Origin of the sequence: Vagococcus intermedius (assembly GCF_029144185.1) — a bacterium.
Lineage (GTDB): Bacteria > Bacillota > Bacilli > Lactobacillales > Vagococcaceae > Vagococcus_D > Vagococcus_D intermedius.
In genome coordinates this window covers 1,620,229-1,635,084 of sequence record NZ_CP110232.1, presented here as the reverse complement: position 1 = coordinate 1,635,084, position 14,856 = coordinate 1,620,229, and the positions used below count along the sequence as shown (strand labels likewise).

General features: G+C 34.6%; 11 protein-coding genes. All 11 read left to right on the top strand.

Features of this window, described 5'->3' with window-relative positions; genetic code table 11:
- Positions 1–81: 81 nt before the first annotated feature.
- The 11 genes from OL234_RS07640 to OL234_RS07590 all read left to right on the top strand — a co-directional run bounded on the left by OL234_RS07640 (position 82) and on the right by OL234_RS07590 (position 14,748).
- Positions 82–765 carry a TetR/AcrR family transcriptional regulator gene (locus OL234_RS07640; protein WP_275468654.1) on the top strand — a complete coding sequence of 228 codons (684 nt, stop codon included), beginning with the start codon at positions 82–84 and terminating at the stop codon, positions 763–765.
- A complete protein-coding gene (locus OL234_RS07635) occupies positions 762–2,489 on the top strand; it encodes an ABC transporter ATP-binding protein (protein ID WP_275468653.1) in 1,728 nt (575 codons plus the stop codon). The genes OL234_RS07640 and OL234_RS07635 overlap by 4 nt, the downstream gene beginning before the upstream one ends.
- Positions 2,486–4,330 carry an ABC transporter ATP-binding protein gene (locus tag OL234_RS07630; RefSeq protein ID WP_275468652.1) on the top strand — a complete coding sequence of 615 codons (1,845 nt, stop codon included), beginning with the start codon at positions 2,486–2,488 and terminating at the stop codon, positions 4,328–4,330. The genes OL234_RS07635 and OL234_RS07630 overlap by 4 nt, the downstream gene beginning before the upstream one ends.
- Positions 4,331–4,530: 200 nt before the next feature.
- A complete protein-coding gene (locus tag OL234_RS07625) occupies positions 4,531–5,352 on the top strand; it encodes a VOC family protein (RefSeq protein WP_275468651.1) in 822 nt (273 codons plus the stop codon).
- Positions 5,353–5,725: 373 nt separating this feature from the next.
- Positions 5,726–6,988, top strand: coding sequence for a UDP-N-acetylglucosamine 1-carboxyvinyltransferase (gene murA / locus OL234_RS07620; RefSeq protein WP_275468650.1), 1,263 nt, complete (start codon positions 5,726–5,728; stop codon positions 6,986–6,988).
- Positions 6,989–7,006: 18 nt separating this feature from the next.
- Complete coding sequence (gene rho / locus OL234_RS07615) at positions 7,007–8,302, top strand: transcription termination factor Rho (RefSeq protein WP_275468649.1); 1,296 nt, start codon at positions 7,007–7,009, stop codon at positions 8,300–8,302.
- 96 nt (positions 8,303–8,398) lie between these two features.
- Positions 8,399–8,662 (top strand): type B 50S ribosomal protein L31, encoded by a 264-nt coding sequence (locus tag OL234_RS07610; protein WP_275468648.1) that lies wholly within the window; start codon positions 8,399–8,401, stop codon positions 8,660–8,662.
- 117 nt (positions 8,663–8,779) lie between these two features.
- Entirely contained in the window at positions 8,780–9,643 is an 864-nt protein-coding gene (locus tag OL234_RS07605; RefSeq protein WP_275468647.1) for an AraC family transcriptional regulator, read from the top strand.
- A 76-nt stretch (positions 9,644–9,719) separates the two neighbouring features.
- Positions 9,720–11,003 (top strand): PTS sugar transporter subunit IIC, encoded by a 1,284-nt coding sequence (locus tag OL234_RS07600; RefSeq protein WP_275468646.1) that lies wholly within the window; start codon positions 9,720–9,722, stop codon positions 11,001–11,003.
- Positions 11,003–13,228, top strand: coding sequence for a beta-glucosidase BglX (bglX, locus tag OL234_RS07595; RefSeq protein ID WP_275468645.1), 2,226 nt, complete (start codon positions 11,003–11,005; stop codon positions 13,226–13,228). Before OL234_RS07600 ends, bglX begins: the two co-directional genes overlap by 1 nt.
- A gap of 152 nt (positions 13,229–13,380) precedes the next feature.
- Positions 13,381–14,748, top strand: a complete 1,368-nt coding sequence (locus OL234_RS07590) for a TrkH family potassium uptake protein (RefSeq protein WP_275468644.1) — start codon at positions 13,381–13,383, stop codon at positions 14,746–14,748.
- Positions 14,749–14,856 lie beyond the last annotated feature (108 nt).

The window sequence follows — 14,856 nt, the reverse complement described above, 5'->3', positions numbered from 1 at the left end:
CTTGCAATATGACACTGCGTCATATATAATGACGCAGTGTCATATGACGGTGTGTCATATTGTTCAAGGAGGAGGAGCAAGATGCCTAAAGAAACTTTTTTTCGTTTGCCAAAGGAAAAGCAAGAGCGTTTATTGGAGGCAGCGCGTATCGAATTTTCACGTGTTCCATTACAAGATGCAGCGATTGCGAATATTGTAAAGTTAGCAGATGTCTCGAGAGGTAGTTTTTATCAATATTTTGATGATAAAGAAGACCTTTACTATTATTATTTTGATGTGTTGAGACTGGCTAGTAAAAGGGATTATGAAGTATTACTGAGAGAAGAGCAAGGTGATCTTTTTAAAGCAACCAGACGTTATTTTAGACGCTGGAGCGAGGAAGCGATTTGTGGTCCAAATGCGGCTTTTTATAAAAATTTATTCTTGTATTTAGATTACCAAGGGACATCACGGGTCTCACCTGAGATTGCAAGAGATGATTCACTGGTAAAATTGAGAGAGCAGCGTGTCACTAAGCATAAAGAGAAAATGGTACAGTTAATGGAGATGATTGATACTTCAAAATTAAAATTAACGACAGATAAAGATCTGATTATTTTAATTAGAATTTTGACCTCGATGATGTTTGGTTCAATTAACCACGCTTATAAACAAGAAACGCGCGGCGAAAAAGTAGATTTAGAAGAACTAAAGGAAGAGTTTGATACAAAATTAGGTTGGTTGCAGTATGGTGTGCATCAAAATAAAGTAGGTGGAAATGAATGATAAAAATAGCTAAACGTATGTCAATTGGTTCGATTTTAATGGCACTAGTATTCATGATGGTTCAAGTTATGAGTGATTTATACTTGCCTAATTTAACTTCTAACATTATTGACAAAGGAGTAGCAAAAGGAGATATTCCTTATATTTGGTCAGTTGGAGCCGTGATGATTGGCTTTTCTCTGATTAGTATTGTAGCAGCAATTGGTAATACGTATTTTGCTACACGTGAATCACAGAAATTAGGGAAGACGTTGCGTTCCGAAATATTTAAAAAAGTTAGTTATGGGTCTCATAACCAAATTGACAAGTTTGGAACGGCGTCTTTGATTACTAGAACAACTAATGATGTTAATCAGGTTCAAATGGTTACCCAAATGTTTTTAAGACTAATGATTAATGCGCCACTGACTTTAATCGGTGCAAGTTTTATGGCGTATCAAAAAAATGCAGAATTAACAAAAGTATTTTTAATAACTATTCCAATACTGTTAATTTTTGTTGGGATTATTATGTATTTTGCGGTGCCACTATTTAAAAGTATGCAAAAGAAAACAGATAAATTAAACTTAGTTTTTCGTGAAGGTTTGACTGGAATCAGGGTAGTACGTGCTTTTAATCGATCTGAATATGAAGAAGAACGATTTGATGAAGCCAATAAAGATTTTGTGGCAACAGCTATCAAGGTTAATAGTATTTTAGCAATGATGATTCCGATTGTAACGCTTGTAATGAGCGGAACAACAATTTTGATTGTTTGGCAAGGGAGTCATCTAATTGCGGATATGTCGATGGAAGTGGGGCATTTAATTGCGTTTATGACGTATGCTACACAAATTTTAATTAGTTTCTTAATGTTATCTATGATTTTTATTTTTGTACCAAGAGCACAGGCATCAGCTGTAAGGATTAATGAGGTACTAGATTCAGTTGATGAATTGACTGAGGCTAAAAATCCAGTAGAAATCAATCAAGATGACAAACAAACATCAATTGAATTTAAACATGTTAATTACCGTTACCAAGGGGCTGAAAATTTAGCACTTGAAGATGTTGATTTTAAGGTAAGTAAAGGTCAAACACTTGCTATTATTGGTGGAACAGGTTCTGGTAAAACAACGTTGGTAAACTTAATACCACGTTTTTATGATATTGAATCAGGAGATATTTTATTAAATAATACCTCTGTATCCAAAGTTGGAAAAGAAGCATTAATCGATCGTATTGGTTATGTTCCTCAAAAAGCAATGTTGTTTACAGGGACTATTAGAGAAAATTTATGTTATGGTAAGCCTAATGCTTCAGAAGAAGAAATGTGGCATGCTTTAGAGATAGCCCAGGCGAAAGAATTTGTTTCAAGTTTAGAAGAAGGATTAGATAGTCATGTTGAACAAGCTGGCGGTAATTTCTCAGGTGGACAACGTCAACGTTTATGCATCGCTCGTGCTTTAGTAAAAGAAGCGGATGTCTTTATTTTTGATGATTCATTTTCAGCGTTGGATTTTAAAACGGATGCTAAATTAAGAGAAGCCCTAAGTAATGATTTGACTAATCAAATTTCAGTGATTGTCGCTCAAAGAATTAGTACAGTAGCAGATGCTGATTTAATATTAGTGATCGATGAAGGGAAAGTTGTTGGTCAAGGAACACACGTAGAATTAAAAGAAAATTGTGAAACGTATCAAGAAATTATTAGTTCGCAGTTGAAAGAGGAGGATATTGCATGAGTGGCAGAAGAGGTGGCCCAGCACTAGGAAAAAAAGCAGATAAAGCAAAAAATTTCTGGGGAACAACACGTCGATTATTAAAATACATGTCTAAACGTGCTTATGCAATTTTATTAGTCTTTATTTTAGCAATCGCGTCAACTATTTTCCAAATACGGACTCCTAAGGTTTTAGGTAAGGCAACAACTGAAATTGCTAAAGGGATTGGCGAAGGAATAGGCCAAATGAAGGCTGGAATTAAAATAGATAGTTTTCCGATTGATTTTGATAAAATTGGTCAAATTTTATTAATAGTGATTGGCATGTATGCTATATCAGCAGTTTTTAATTTTTTACAACAATTTATTATGACAAGAGTGTCTCAACGAACTGTTTATCAAATGCGTAAAGATTTAAAAGGGAAGATGAATCAAGTTCCGATTAATTATTATGATACCCATTCTAATGGTGATATTATGTCACGTGCTATTAATGATATGGATAATATTTCAAGCACGTTGCAACAAAGTTTAACTCAACTTGTGACAAGTATGGTTGCGATTGTTGGGATTACGATTATGATGTTTTCTATCAATTGGCAGTTAACTTTAGTAGCTTTAGCAACAGTGCCTTTAAGTTTGATTGTGGTCATGTTTGTGGCACCTAAATCACAAAGACATTTCGCTGCACAACAAAAAAGTTTGGGGTTATTAAACAATCAAACTGAAGAAACCTATAGTGGACACAATGTTATTAAAAGTTTTAATTATGAAGAAAAAGCGATTGAAGTATTTGAAGAACAAAATGAAAAATTATATGATGCTGGTCGACGTGCCCAATTTATTTCAGCCATGATTATGCCGATGATGAATTTTATTAAAAATTTAGGTTATGTTTTTATTGCCGTATTAGGTGGAATAAAAGTAGCTAATGGTCGGATGGATCTAGGGGATGTTCAGGCTTTCCTACAATATACTAACCAATTTTCACAGCCTATCACACAAATGGCTAACTTGATGAATACGATTCAATCAACAGTGGCATCGGCTGAACGTGTCTTTGAGGTGTTAGATCAAGCTGAAATGTCTGACGAAAAATCAGGTTTACCAAAAATTAAGACAGATAAGAAAATCATTTTTGATAATGTTCAATTTGGCTATGATGACTCAGAGTTACTGATGACAGGCTTTGATTTAGAAGTGAATGAAGGCGAAATGATTGCGATTGTTGGACCAACTGGTGCCGGTAAAACAACGCTAATTAATCTATTAGAACGGTTCTATGATGTTAGTGGTGGCTCACTAAAATTAGATGGTCAAGATATTCGAGATATGAGTCGTGAAGAATTACGTTCACATTTCTCTATTGTCTTACAAGATAGTTGGTTATTTACAGGAACTGTTTATGATAACATTCACTATGGTAATGCTGAGGCAACGGATGACCAAATCATGATGGCAGCTAAAGCAGCTCACGTTGATGAATTTGTTCGTCGCTTACCAGATGGATATGACACTATTTTAAATGAAGATGCGAGTAATATTTCACAAGGACAACGCCAATTGATTACCATTGCACGTGCTTTCTTGGCTAACCCTGAGATTCTAATCCTTGATGAGGCAACGTCTAGTGTTGATACTCGTACTGAAAAATTAATTCAAAAAGCGATGGGACGATTACTCGATGGACGAACTAGTTTTGTAGTAGCACACCGTCTTTCTACAATCCAAGATGCAGACAAAATTATTGTGATGCATAATGGTGAAATAATGGAAATAGGAAATCATGAAGAGCTGTTATCTAAAGATGGTTTTTATGCAGATTTATATAATAGTCAATTCTCTGAAAATGTCGAACTTTAACGATTTTTGAGAGTTAAATATCAGTTTAATTTTTTTAACACCCCGTTATTTATCAGTGGATATAACGGGGTGTTTTTTTGTATTAACCCTATTAAATAGCTTATAACTGTTCTTTTTTTTTTTTTAGTGGTAGGATATTAATAGATATTTAAAAGGACTAGTTAGCTAGATGTGGAGTTAATTAATAGGGGAGTGGGAAAGTGGCTTATCAGCTTGAAAAAGGGACCGTGTTAGATGTGATTTCATTAAGGGTTAATAATATTGAAGATGAGATTACTTTTTTTAAAAAGGTTTTACATTTAGATGTATTGTTGGAAGAAAATGGGATTGTTTATTTAGGTTTTAAAACGGCTAATAAAACGCTAATTTCTTTATATGAAGATATTGAAGGAATTGAAAATAATCATGGCTGTCATGTTCTAAGACATTATAAATTAAGTATTAAAGATCAAGAAACATTCAAACAGCTCATTGAGCTAGTGCAAGCAATAGACTATGAAATGAAGCTGTCTAAAGATGATAAGGGACGTATCCGTGAAGTTGAACTGATGGACCCTGAAAATAATTTGATTCGGATTGGTTTGCCAGAGGAAGAGCTCCAAACAGACAAAGTTAAAGTGTTCCCAGGAACGGTCATAACAAAACAAAAATACAGACTACAGTTGCAAACAGTAAAAGTCAATGTAGCTGAGTTAGAAGAGAGCTTGTTATTTTATCGTGATATCTTGGGGTTTGTGATTTATGAGGAAGTAACGGATAAAATTTATCGACTTAGCGCGGGAGGAGCTTCTCATCAATTAGTTTTATTTGCAAAAGATAGTGTCACTCAAGCTGATTTTGATGATCAATTTTATGGTTTAGATTATATTGCCTTTAAATTGCCAAATTTTAAGGCATTGGATTATTTGCAACAGCATTTAAGCACTGAGGGTTTTTCTTTTTATTACAATAAGGGAAAAGAAATTTTACAAGTAGATGACCCAAACGGCATTCATCTATGGTTTTATGTTACAAGTTGGTAGAATTAAAAAGAAGGAGGACTACTTTTAAGTGAGTAGCCTCTTTTTTAGTTTTTAATAAATTTAAAGAATAAGAGGCGCTGAATTAGAGGATAAAAGAGGACTGTATTGTTCAGCTAATTCTTTAATAAGGAATTAAGAATCATCTGAATTAATAACAGTCTTCCTCTTAGCATACTTAAGATATGGTCTTTATAAACAGCCCAGAGTAGAGGACATTTTGTGGAAATTTGTCTTATAATAACGTGATAAAATTAAGAGCTTTTTAAATATAGGAAAATATGATAGAATAGGGGGGATAAAATTGAAGACCATTGGTCTATGAATAAATAAAAATTAACTGTTAAAACGGTTTTGGGAATGAGTGAATAGAGTAATGAAAAAATTTGTGATTAATGGGGGAAATCCCTTAAAAGGTGAAGTAACAATTAACGGCGCTAAAAATAGTGCCGTTGCATTAATTCCAGCAGCGATTTTAGCAAATTCACCTGTAACACTAGATGGTGTACCAGATATTAATGATGTTCATTCATTAAAAGAAATATTAGAAATCATGGGTGTCAAAGTAACATTTGCTAACAATCAAATGATCATTGACCCAACTGACATGGTATCAGTACCAATGCCAAGTGGTAAAATTAGCAGCTTAAGAGCTTCGTATTATTTTATGGGAGCATTGTTAGGTAAATTTGGGGAAGGCGTTGTAGGACTTCCTGGGGGTTGTTTCCTAGGACCTCGTCCGATTGATTTGCATATGAAAGGGTTTGAAGCGTTAGGAGCAGATGTTAAAACTGAACATGGCGCTACTTATTTAAATGCGACTGAAGAAGGCTTAACAGGCGCACGTATCTATATGGATGTTGTGTCAATTGGTGCAACAATCAATGTGATGCTTGCAGCAGTGACTGCTAAAGGTCGTACAATTATTGAAAATGCGGCACGTGAACCTGAGATTATAGACGTAGCAACTTTATTAAACAATATGGGAGCTAAGATTCGTGGAGCAGGTACAGATGAATTAAGAATTGATGGTGTAGAAGAGTTACATGGTTGTCGTCATTCAATTATTCCAGACCGTATCGAAGCGGGAACGTATATTTCAATGGCCGCTGCTGTTGGTGAAGGTGTGTTGGTTAAAAATGTTATTCACGAACATATTGAAAGTTTAATTTCTAAATTGGAAGAAATGGGTGTTGAGTTAGAGATTGGTGAAGATTCTGTCTATGTTCCTAAAGTTGGGGAATTAAAAGGAACAGATGTCAATACGTTACCGTATCCTGGTTTTGCTACAGATTTACAACAACCACTAACACCACTTTTATTAAAAGCAACTGGTAAGAGTGTTGTAGTAGACAGTATCTATCAAAAACGTGTGAATCATATTCCTGAGTTAGCACGTATGGGAGCAGATGCTAGAGTCGAAGGTAACATGATTATTATTGAAGGACCAAATAAGTTACATGGTGCCGAAGTTGTAGCTAGTGACTTGCGAGCAGGTGCTTGTCTAGTTACTGCTGGTTTAATGGCAGAGGGCACAACTGAAATTACGAATGTTGAATATATTCTACGTGGTTATGATTCAATCATTGAAAAATTAACCGACTTAGGTGCAGATATTCAAATGATTGAAGAAGCCTAAAGAGAGTTGGAATAGGTAATGAAAGATTATTTAACAATGGGTGAGCTAGAAAATCGTACCCTAAAAGAAATATATGCCTATGCTAAGGATTTTAAAATTCCTTATTATAGCCAGATGAACAAAAAAGAACTTTCATTAGCTGTCATTAGAGCCCAAGCTGAAAAGCAAGGGTTCTTTATGATGGAAGGAGTTCTTGATATCGTTTCACAAGATGGTTATGGTTTTTTGCGTCCGATTAATTATTCATCTAGTCAAGAAGATATTTATATCTCTTCTTCTCAAATTCGTCGTTTTGGTTTACGAAATGGTGATAAAGTGGCGGGAAAATCAAGACCACCTAAAGAATCTGAGCGTTATTATGGATTAATGCATGTGGAAAGCGTCAATGGTAAAAACCCAGAAGAGGCAAAACAACGCCCTCATTTCCCGGCTTTAACTGCGCTTTACCCAGATAGGCACTTACAGCTTGAGACAACTAAGGGGCGTTTGAGTACCCGTATGATTGATATGTTTGCGCCAATTGGTTTTGGGCAACGGGGGTTAATTGTGGCACCGCCTAAAGCAGGGAAAACATCAATCTTAAAAGAAATCGCTAATGGCATTACAGAAAATCATCCTGATGTTGAATTGATTGTTCTTTTAATTGATGAACGACCGGAAGAAGTGACTGATATCGAGCGTTGTGTTAAGGCGGATGTTGTATCATCCACGTTTGATATGCAACCGCAAAACCATACGCGCATTGCTGAACTCGTCCTGGAGCGTGCTATGCGTCTAGTTGAGGATAAACGTGATGTTGTGATTTTGATGGATAGTATAACTCGTCTAGCTAGAGCGTATAATCTAGTTATTCCGCCAAGTGGTCGGACGCTTAGTGGTGGGATTGATCCAGCGGCTTTTTATAAACCTAAAAAATTTTTTGGTGCAGCGCGTAACATTGAAGAGGGTGGTAGTCTCACTATCTTAGCAACTGCCTTAGTTGATACGGGGAGTCGGATGGATGATGTCATCTATGAAGAGTTTAAAGGTACCGGTAATATGGAATTACATCTTTCCCGTGACTTATCAGAGCGTCGTATCTTCCCAGCTATTGATGTCAAACGATCAGGAACACGTAAAGAAGAGTTATTAATGACAGAAGAGAAATTAGAAAATATTTGGAAAATTAGACGTAATATGATGGGAGACTCTTTAGAGTATACGGATCAATTATTGAAAGTAATGCAAAAAACAGCTAATAATGAAAAATTATTTGAGGTTTTTAAAGATGTTTCTTTTTCAAGTAAGTCTTTTAGTAAAAAGACTAAAAGGTGATTGTCAGATAAGCAATAGTATGATAATATGTTAATGTTGTAAAACAATATAAACTCTGACTCAGCAAATGAATCAGGGCAAAGGAGAGACTTTAAAATGAAAGAAAATATCCATCCAAATTACGTACCAGTAGTATTCATGGACACAACAACAGGTTTCAAATTCTTATCAGGTTCAACTAAGAAATCAGAAGAAACTGTTGAGTGGGAAGATGGTAACACTTACCCATTATTACGTGTTGAGATCAGTTCTGATTCACATCCATTCTACACTGGACGTCAAAAATTCACACAAGCAGACGGACGTGTGGACCGTTTCAACAAAAAATACGGTTTGGCAGACGAAAACGCTGCGGAATAATCGCATTTCTAAACAACCTTGTCATGGCAAGGTTGTTTTTTTATTTTTAAAAAAATAAAAAAATGTTAAACTATAAAAGGTATCAAACTTAATATAAAGGGAGGGGATTAATTTTTGATGATTAGTCATGAAATTATTAACCCAACAACAGATTTAGAAGTGAAATTATTTGAATTTAATGCTGAAAATGAGGATCGCTATTTTCCCCCTCACTGGCATGGAAGCGTTGAAGTATTATTTTGCTTAGAGGGAAAATTAAATATTTGGTTAGGTTCTGTAAAAGAACATCGACAATTAAAAGCGGGCGATATTATCTTAATTAATTCAAATATTGTTCATTCTACTCAAAGTCCGTGTTCTAATCATATATTTGTTTTACAGATTCCGTTATCTTTTATTCAAAAATTGACTAAAGAAGAGTATAACGTTAGTTGGATGTTCAATTTAGATACTTTAAAAAATCAAAAAAAGAATGATCAATCACTTAGAGAGATACTGACCAGGTTAACCAAAATATTTAAATCTCAAGAATTGAGTCAACAATTGTTAACTAAAAGTGAGTTATATAATTTGTTATCATTACTGGTTTCTGAGTATCGTCAAATTATTTCTGTCGCTCCTAAAATAAATAAGATGGCAACACAAACTAAAATGGCTGAAATAATGAGGTATATTCAAGAACATTATAAAGAAGACATTAGTTTGACTCATATTTCCGAATGTTTCAATTATTCTACAAGTTATTTTTCAAAATTATTTAAGAAGTATGTAGGAATAAATTTTACCGATTACTTAACCTCGATTCGCTTGAATCATGCTCAGAATTTATTAATTAATTCTGATTGGTCAATCGTTGATATTGCGATAGAATCAGGTTTTAATAATACTAGAACATTTTATAATGCTTTTACTCACTTTTATAAAGTTTCGCCTAGTGATTATAGAAAAAATAAAAAAGACAAAATATTTCCGAATAGATAGCAATAATAATCCCTTATACAATAATAATATCGTTTATACTATTTTTAGAAAGCGATTTCAAAACAGGAGGGGTATTATGAAGGAAAAAGTAATAAAATTTTTTTATAAGTTAAATCCGTATTTTGATAAGTTAGGACAAAGTATTTATCTCCAAACAATTTCAGCTTCAATGATGGCAACTTTAGGTCCGATATTTTTAGGTTCAATGTGCTTGCTAGGTGTTATTTTTATAACAGCTATGGGAGATAAGGTAGCGTTTTTAACACCTTTTACGCCAATTTTGAATCAAGTTTTTAATTTTACTGTAGGTGCGATGGCACTATATATTGTATTTTTAATGGCGAAAAATTTAGTTTCTAAATTTAATCCAAAAGAAGATGGGGTGTCAGCAGGAATTATTGCTTTGATGTGTTTCTTTATTATAACACCCTCAGTTAGTGTCAAAGTGGCTGAAGTTGATACGTTAGCCTTACCTGTTACATGGTTAGGGGCACAAGGCGTATTTTCAGCAATGATTATTGGCTTGATAGTTGGAAGATTCTTTATTTTTGTAAAAGAAAAAGGTTGGACGATTAAAATGCCAGCTAGTGTTCCTCCAATGGTCACAAAAGTTTTTGAAGCACTTATTCCAACTATTTTATTAGGACTATTTTTCATTGTGGTCACACGATTGTTTGCGGCAACCTCTTTTGGAACGATGCACGAATTCGTTTATAACATTATTCAGCAACCGTTGAAAAGTTTAGGGGGAAGCTTAGGTGCGGTTATTATTTTAAGCATTGTTCAACAAGTATTATGGTTCTTTGGAATTCATGGGACCAATGTTATTATGCCAATTGTTATGCCAATCTGGATGTCAATGGATTTAGAAAATCTAAATGCTGTAACGAAAGGGGAGGTGCCACCTAATATCTTGGGATCAGCATTTTTCTCAACGATTACTTGGGGTGGACTAGCTTTAGGTTTAGTTATTTTGATGTTATTTTCGAAGAGTCGCCAGTATAGAGAACTTGGGAAAATATCAATTGTCCCTGCTATTTTCGGTATTACTGAACCTGTTATTTTTGGAATGCCACTAGTTTTAAACTTCAAGTTAGCTATTCCGTTCATATTTAATAATACCATTGCGATTATTATTGCTTATATTGTAACAAAAATAGGATGGGTAGCCACTTTTACAGGAACAGCTGCAGTTTTCGGGTTGCCAGTAGGAGTCTACGCAGCGATTCAAGGTAAAATGTCAATTATTATTTTGATGCTCATTTTACAATTGGTTATATCTCCACTATTATGGTATCCGTGGTTTAAGTGGGTTGAAAAAGAAGCAGTCGAAAATGAAAAAAGCGAGGTTGTTGAATAATGGAAATTAGTCAATTGAAAGAATTGTTGAATAAGTTGTCATTAGAAGAAAAAATTGGTCAACTCATCCAATTGTCAGGTGAATTTTTTAGTGAGGATCAAGCGATGTTAGTTGGGCCACAACAAAAATTAGGAATAAATCAAGAAATGATCGGTTTATCTGGATCAGTCTTAAATGTTACCGGGGCAAAAAAAGTTAGAGAGATTCAAACGAATTATTTAAATAATGTGGATCACGGTATTCCTTTACTATTCATGTCAGATATTATTTATGGGTATCGAACTGTTTATCCAATTCCTTTAGGCTTTTCTACTACATGGGATCCAGAGTTAATTGAAAAAGGGTATGAAATCATGGCTGATGAAGCCGTTGCTGGAGGCGCGCACGTGACTTTTGCTCCAATGGTGGACCTGGTTAGAGATCCACGATGGGGAAGGTGTTTAGAATCTTTAGGCGAGGATCATTTTTTAAGTAGTTTGTATTCTCAAGCGATGGTCAAAGGTATTCAAAAAGAGTTAGGTGCTACTAAAGGATTAGCAGCATGCGTCAAACATTTTGCGGCTTATGGCGCAGCAGAAGGTGGTCGGGATTACAATAATGTTGATATGTCTGAGAGACGCTTACGTTCTGAGTACTTGCCACCGTATAAAGCGGCAATTGATGCGGGAACTAAAATGGTAATGACATCATTTAATACTGTAGACGGTGTGCCTGCTACTGGCAATAAATGGTTACTGAATGATATTTTACGGAAAGAATGGGGATTTGATGGGGTAATAATTAGTGACTACGCAGCTGTGCAAGAACTTATTACCCATGGCTATGCAGAAGATGAGTCTGATGCTACACTCAAGGCCTTAGAAGCTACAAATGATATTGATATGAAAACGTCTTGTTACGCAAATAATCTAGCAGATTTGGTTAACACTGGAAAATTAGATAGTAGTAAAATTGATGAGGCCGTTTGGCGCGTCCTTTGCTTGAAAAATGAGTTGGGATTATTTGAAGATCCTTATCGTGGTGCATCAGAAGAAAGGGAGCTAACGGACATATTTACCAAAGAAAATAGAGAAACTGCTTTAGAAATAGCTGAAAATTCAATGGTTTTATTAAAAAATAAAGAAAATATTTTGCCTTTGGCTAAAAGTAGCAAGGTAGCTTTGATTGGACCGTATGCTGACAGTCAGGAACTTATGGGCTTATGGGCTGTTCATGGCCAGATGTCAGATGTTAAAACTTTAAAAGAGGCTTTTGAGGAGAAGATTGGTTCTAAGCAAGTTCACTATACAAAAGGCTGTGATATGCTAGAAAATTATGATTTTCTTGGGGAGTTTGGTATTCCGATACAAGTGATTGGTAATTATCAATTAACAGAAGAAGAAAAACAAGCCGAACATGCTAAAGCTCTAGCCTATGCTAAGCAAGTTGATGTTGTGATAATGGCTTTAGGTGAACATACCTTACAAAGTGGAGAGGCTGGAAGTAGAACACAGCTGAGATTACCTGAAAAACAAAGAGAGTTATTAAATGATATTATTAAATTAGGGAAAAAAGTTATTTTGATAACATTTAGTGGCAGACCCCTAGTATTAACAGAAGAATTTGAAATGGTGGATGGCTTGATACAAGCTTGGTTCCCTGGAACTGAAGGTGCTAGGGCATTAACTAATATTATTTTTGGTGATAAAAATCCAAGTGCTCGTTTAACTCAAAGTTTCCCTCATAATGAAGGTCAGATTCCGGTTTATTATAATAGTTTTATAACGGGAAGACCTGAAAATTCAGAAACACATAGTGGTAGGTTTGTCTCTAAGTATTTAGATGCACCGAACCAGCCACTGTTTTCTTTTGGATATGGTTTATCTTATCATGAAACTAAATATAAGAATTTAGAAATAAGCACAACTGAATTAACTTTACAGACGAGTATTGTCGCGACAATTGAAGTAGAAAATTTAAGTGATAGTCAAGGGGAGGAAGTTATTCAACTTTATATTCAGGATCAAAAAGGTAGTGTTGTGAGACCAGTTAAAGAACTGAAAGGTTTTAAAAAAGTATTATTAGAACCACTTAGTACAACAAAAGTAGAATTTGAAATAACAGAAGAGATGCTTCGTTTTTATACGAGAGATTTAACGTTTGAATCAGAATCCGGTCTATTTAATTTAATGTTAGGTAAAAATAGTGACGAGTTTTTACAAGTAGAATTTGAGTTAATTAAATAATCGTATTTTTAAACAACCTTGTCATGGCAAGGTTGTTTTTTATTTTTTTAAAGAAGGCTTTCGCCTGATGTGTTTAGAGCGTATACTGATGAAAGAAATAGTTTATCAAGATAAGGTTGATTTAAGAAAATAAAAAGATAGGATACAAAAAAATGAGAAAAAAACATTTATTTCAAACAAAACATCAGACCATAAAAATCCCACCTGGGAAACTTATAACATTAGGATTTTTAGCTTTGATTCTAGTAGGAGCATTGTTTCTATGGTTGCCCATTAGTAATCAACAAGGCAATCTTCCTTTTATTGATGCTTTATTTGTAGCAACATCAGCGGTCTGTGTTACAGGTTTATCAACGGTGACCGTTTCTGAGCAATTTACTAGTTTTGGACAGTGTATTTTATTGCTATTGATTGAGATTGGAGGCTTAGGGTTTATGTCAGTAGGGATTTTATTTCTGATTATGTTGAGAAAAAAAATCTCCTTTTCCTCACGCTTACTTTTAAAAGATACACTTAACATTGACACGTATGCAGGTGTTGTTAAGGTCATGATGTTTGTTTTAAAAATATCATTTATTATCCAGTCTATAGGAGCCTTGCTACTAAGTTTTGTTTTTATTCCAAAACTTGGGCTCACAAAAGGTCTATTTTTTAGTATTTTCCATGCGGTGTCAGCTTTTTGTAATGCCGGTTTTGATTTGTTTGGAGATAGTTTAGTCTCGTTTACATCTAATCCATTGGTATTGTTAGTAATATCGGCTTTAATTATTGCCGGTGGTTTAGGTTTTTTAGTTTGGCTGGATCTAATTGAATACCGTCATACCAAAAAAATAACGTTACATACCAAACTAGCATTAACTGTCACGCTTAGTTTATTACTAGGAGGTTTTATAGGGTTAATCTTATCAGATTGGCAAAATCCTAACTTTTATCAAGAGACTGTAAAAACAGGAGATAAGTTGCTTAATTTTCTTTTTTTAGCTGTCACACCACGAACTGCAGGTTTTTTTAACGGTGACTATTTGAAGATGAGTTATGCGGGTTTAATGATAACTATGCTTTTAATGTTTATTGGCGGGACGTCGGGATCAACTGCAGGTGGGTTAAAAACAACTACTTTTGGGGTACTCTTACTTCAAGTGAAAAGCGTTTTAAAGGGTCGAAAAGAAGCGGAATTTCGTCAAAGAACAATTCCCATCGATACTGTGATGAAGGCGTTTGTTATGTTATTTCTTTACGTAACATTAGTCATAGGCGCTACCTTAATTTTATTTATGACAGAAACAGTTCCTGAAAAAGCTGGTATTGAATATATTTTATTTGAGGTTATTTCAGCAGTAGCGACGGTAGGTTTGAGTATGGGATTAACGCCAGAATTAACAGTAGCAGGGAAAATTATCGTGATGTGCCTGATGTTTATTGGACGAGTAGGGATTTTTACTGTCTTACTCTCTTTAACTAGTAAAGAAAATGATCAAGGAAATTACCGTTATCCGAAAGGTAAAGTGATTATTGGCTAAGTTAATAAAAAATAATTAATCAGAAAAGCTAGCCACTTACATTTAGTGGCTAGTTTTTTTAGTAAGCATCGTCTAGCTGTCTAATCAATAAAAATGCTATAATAAAAG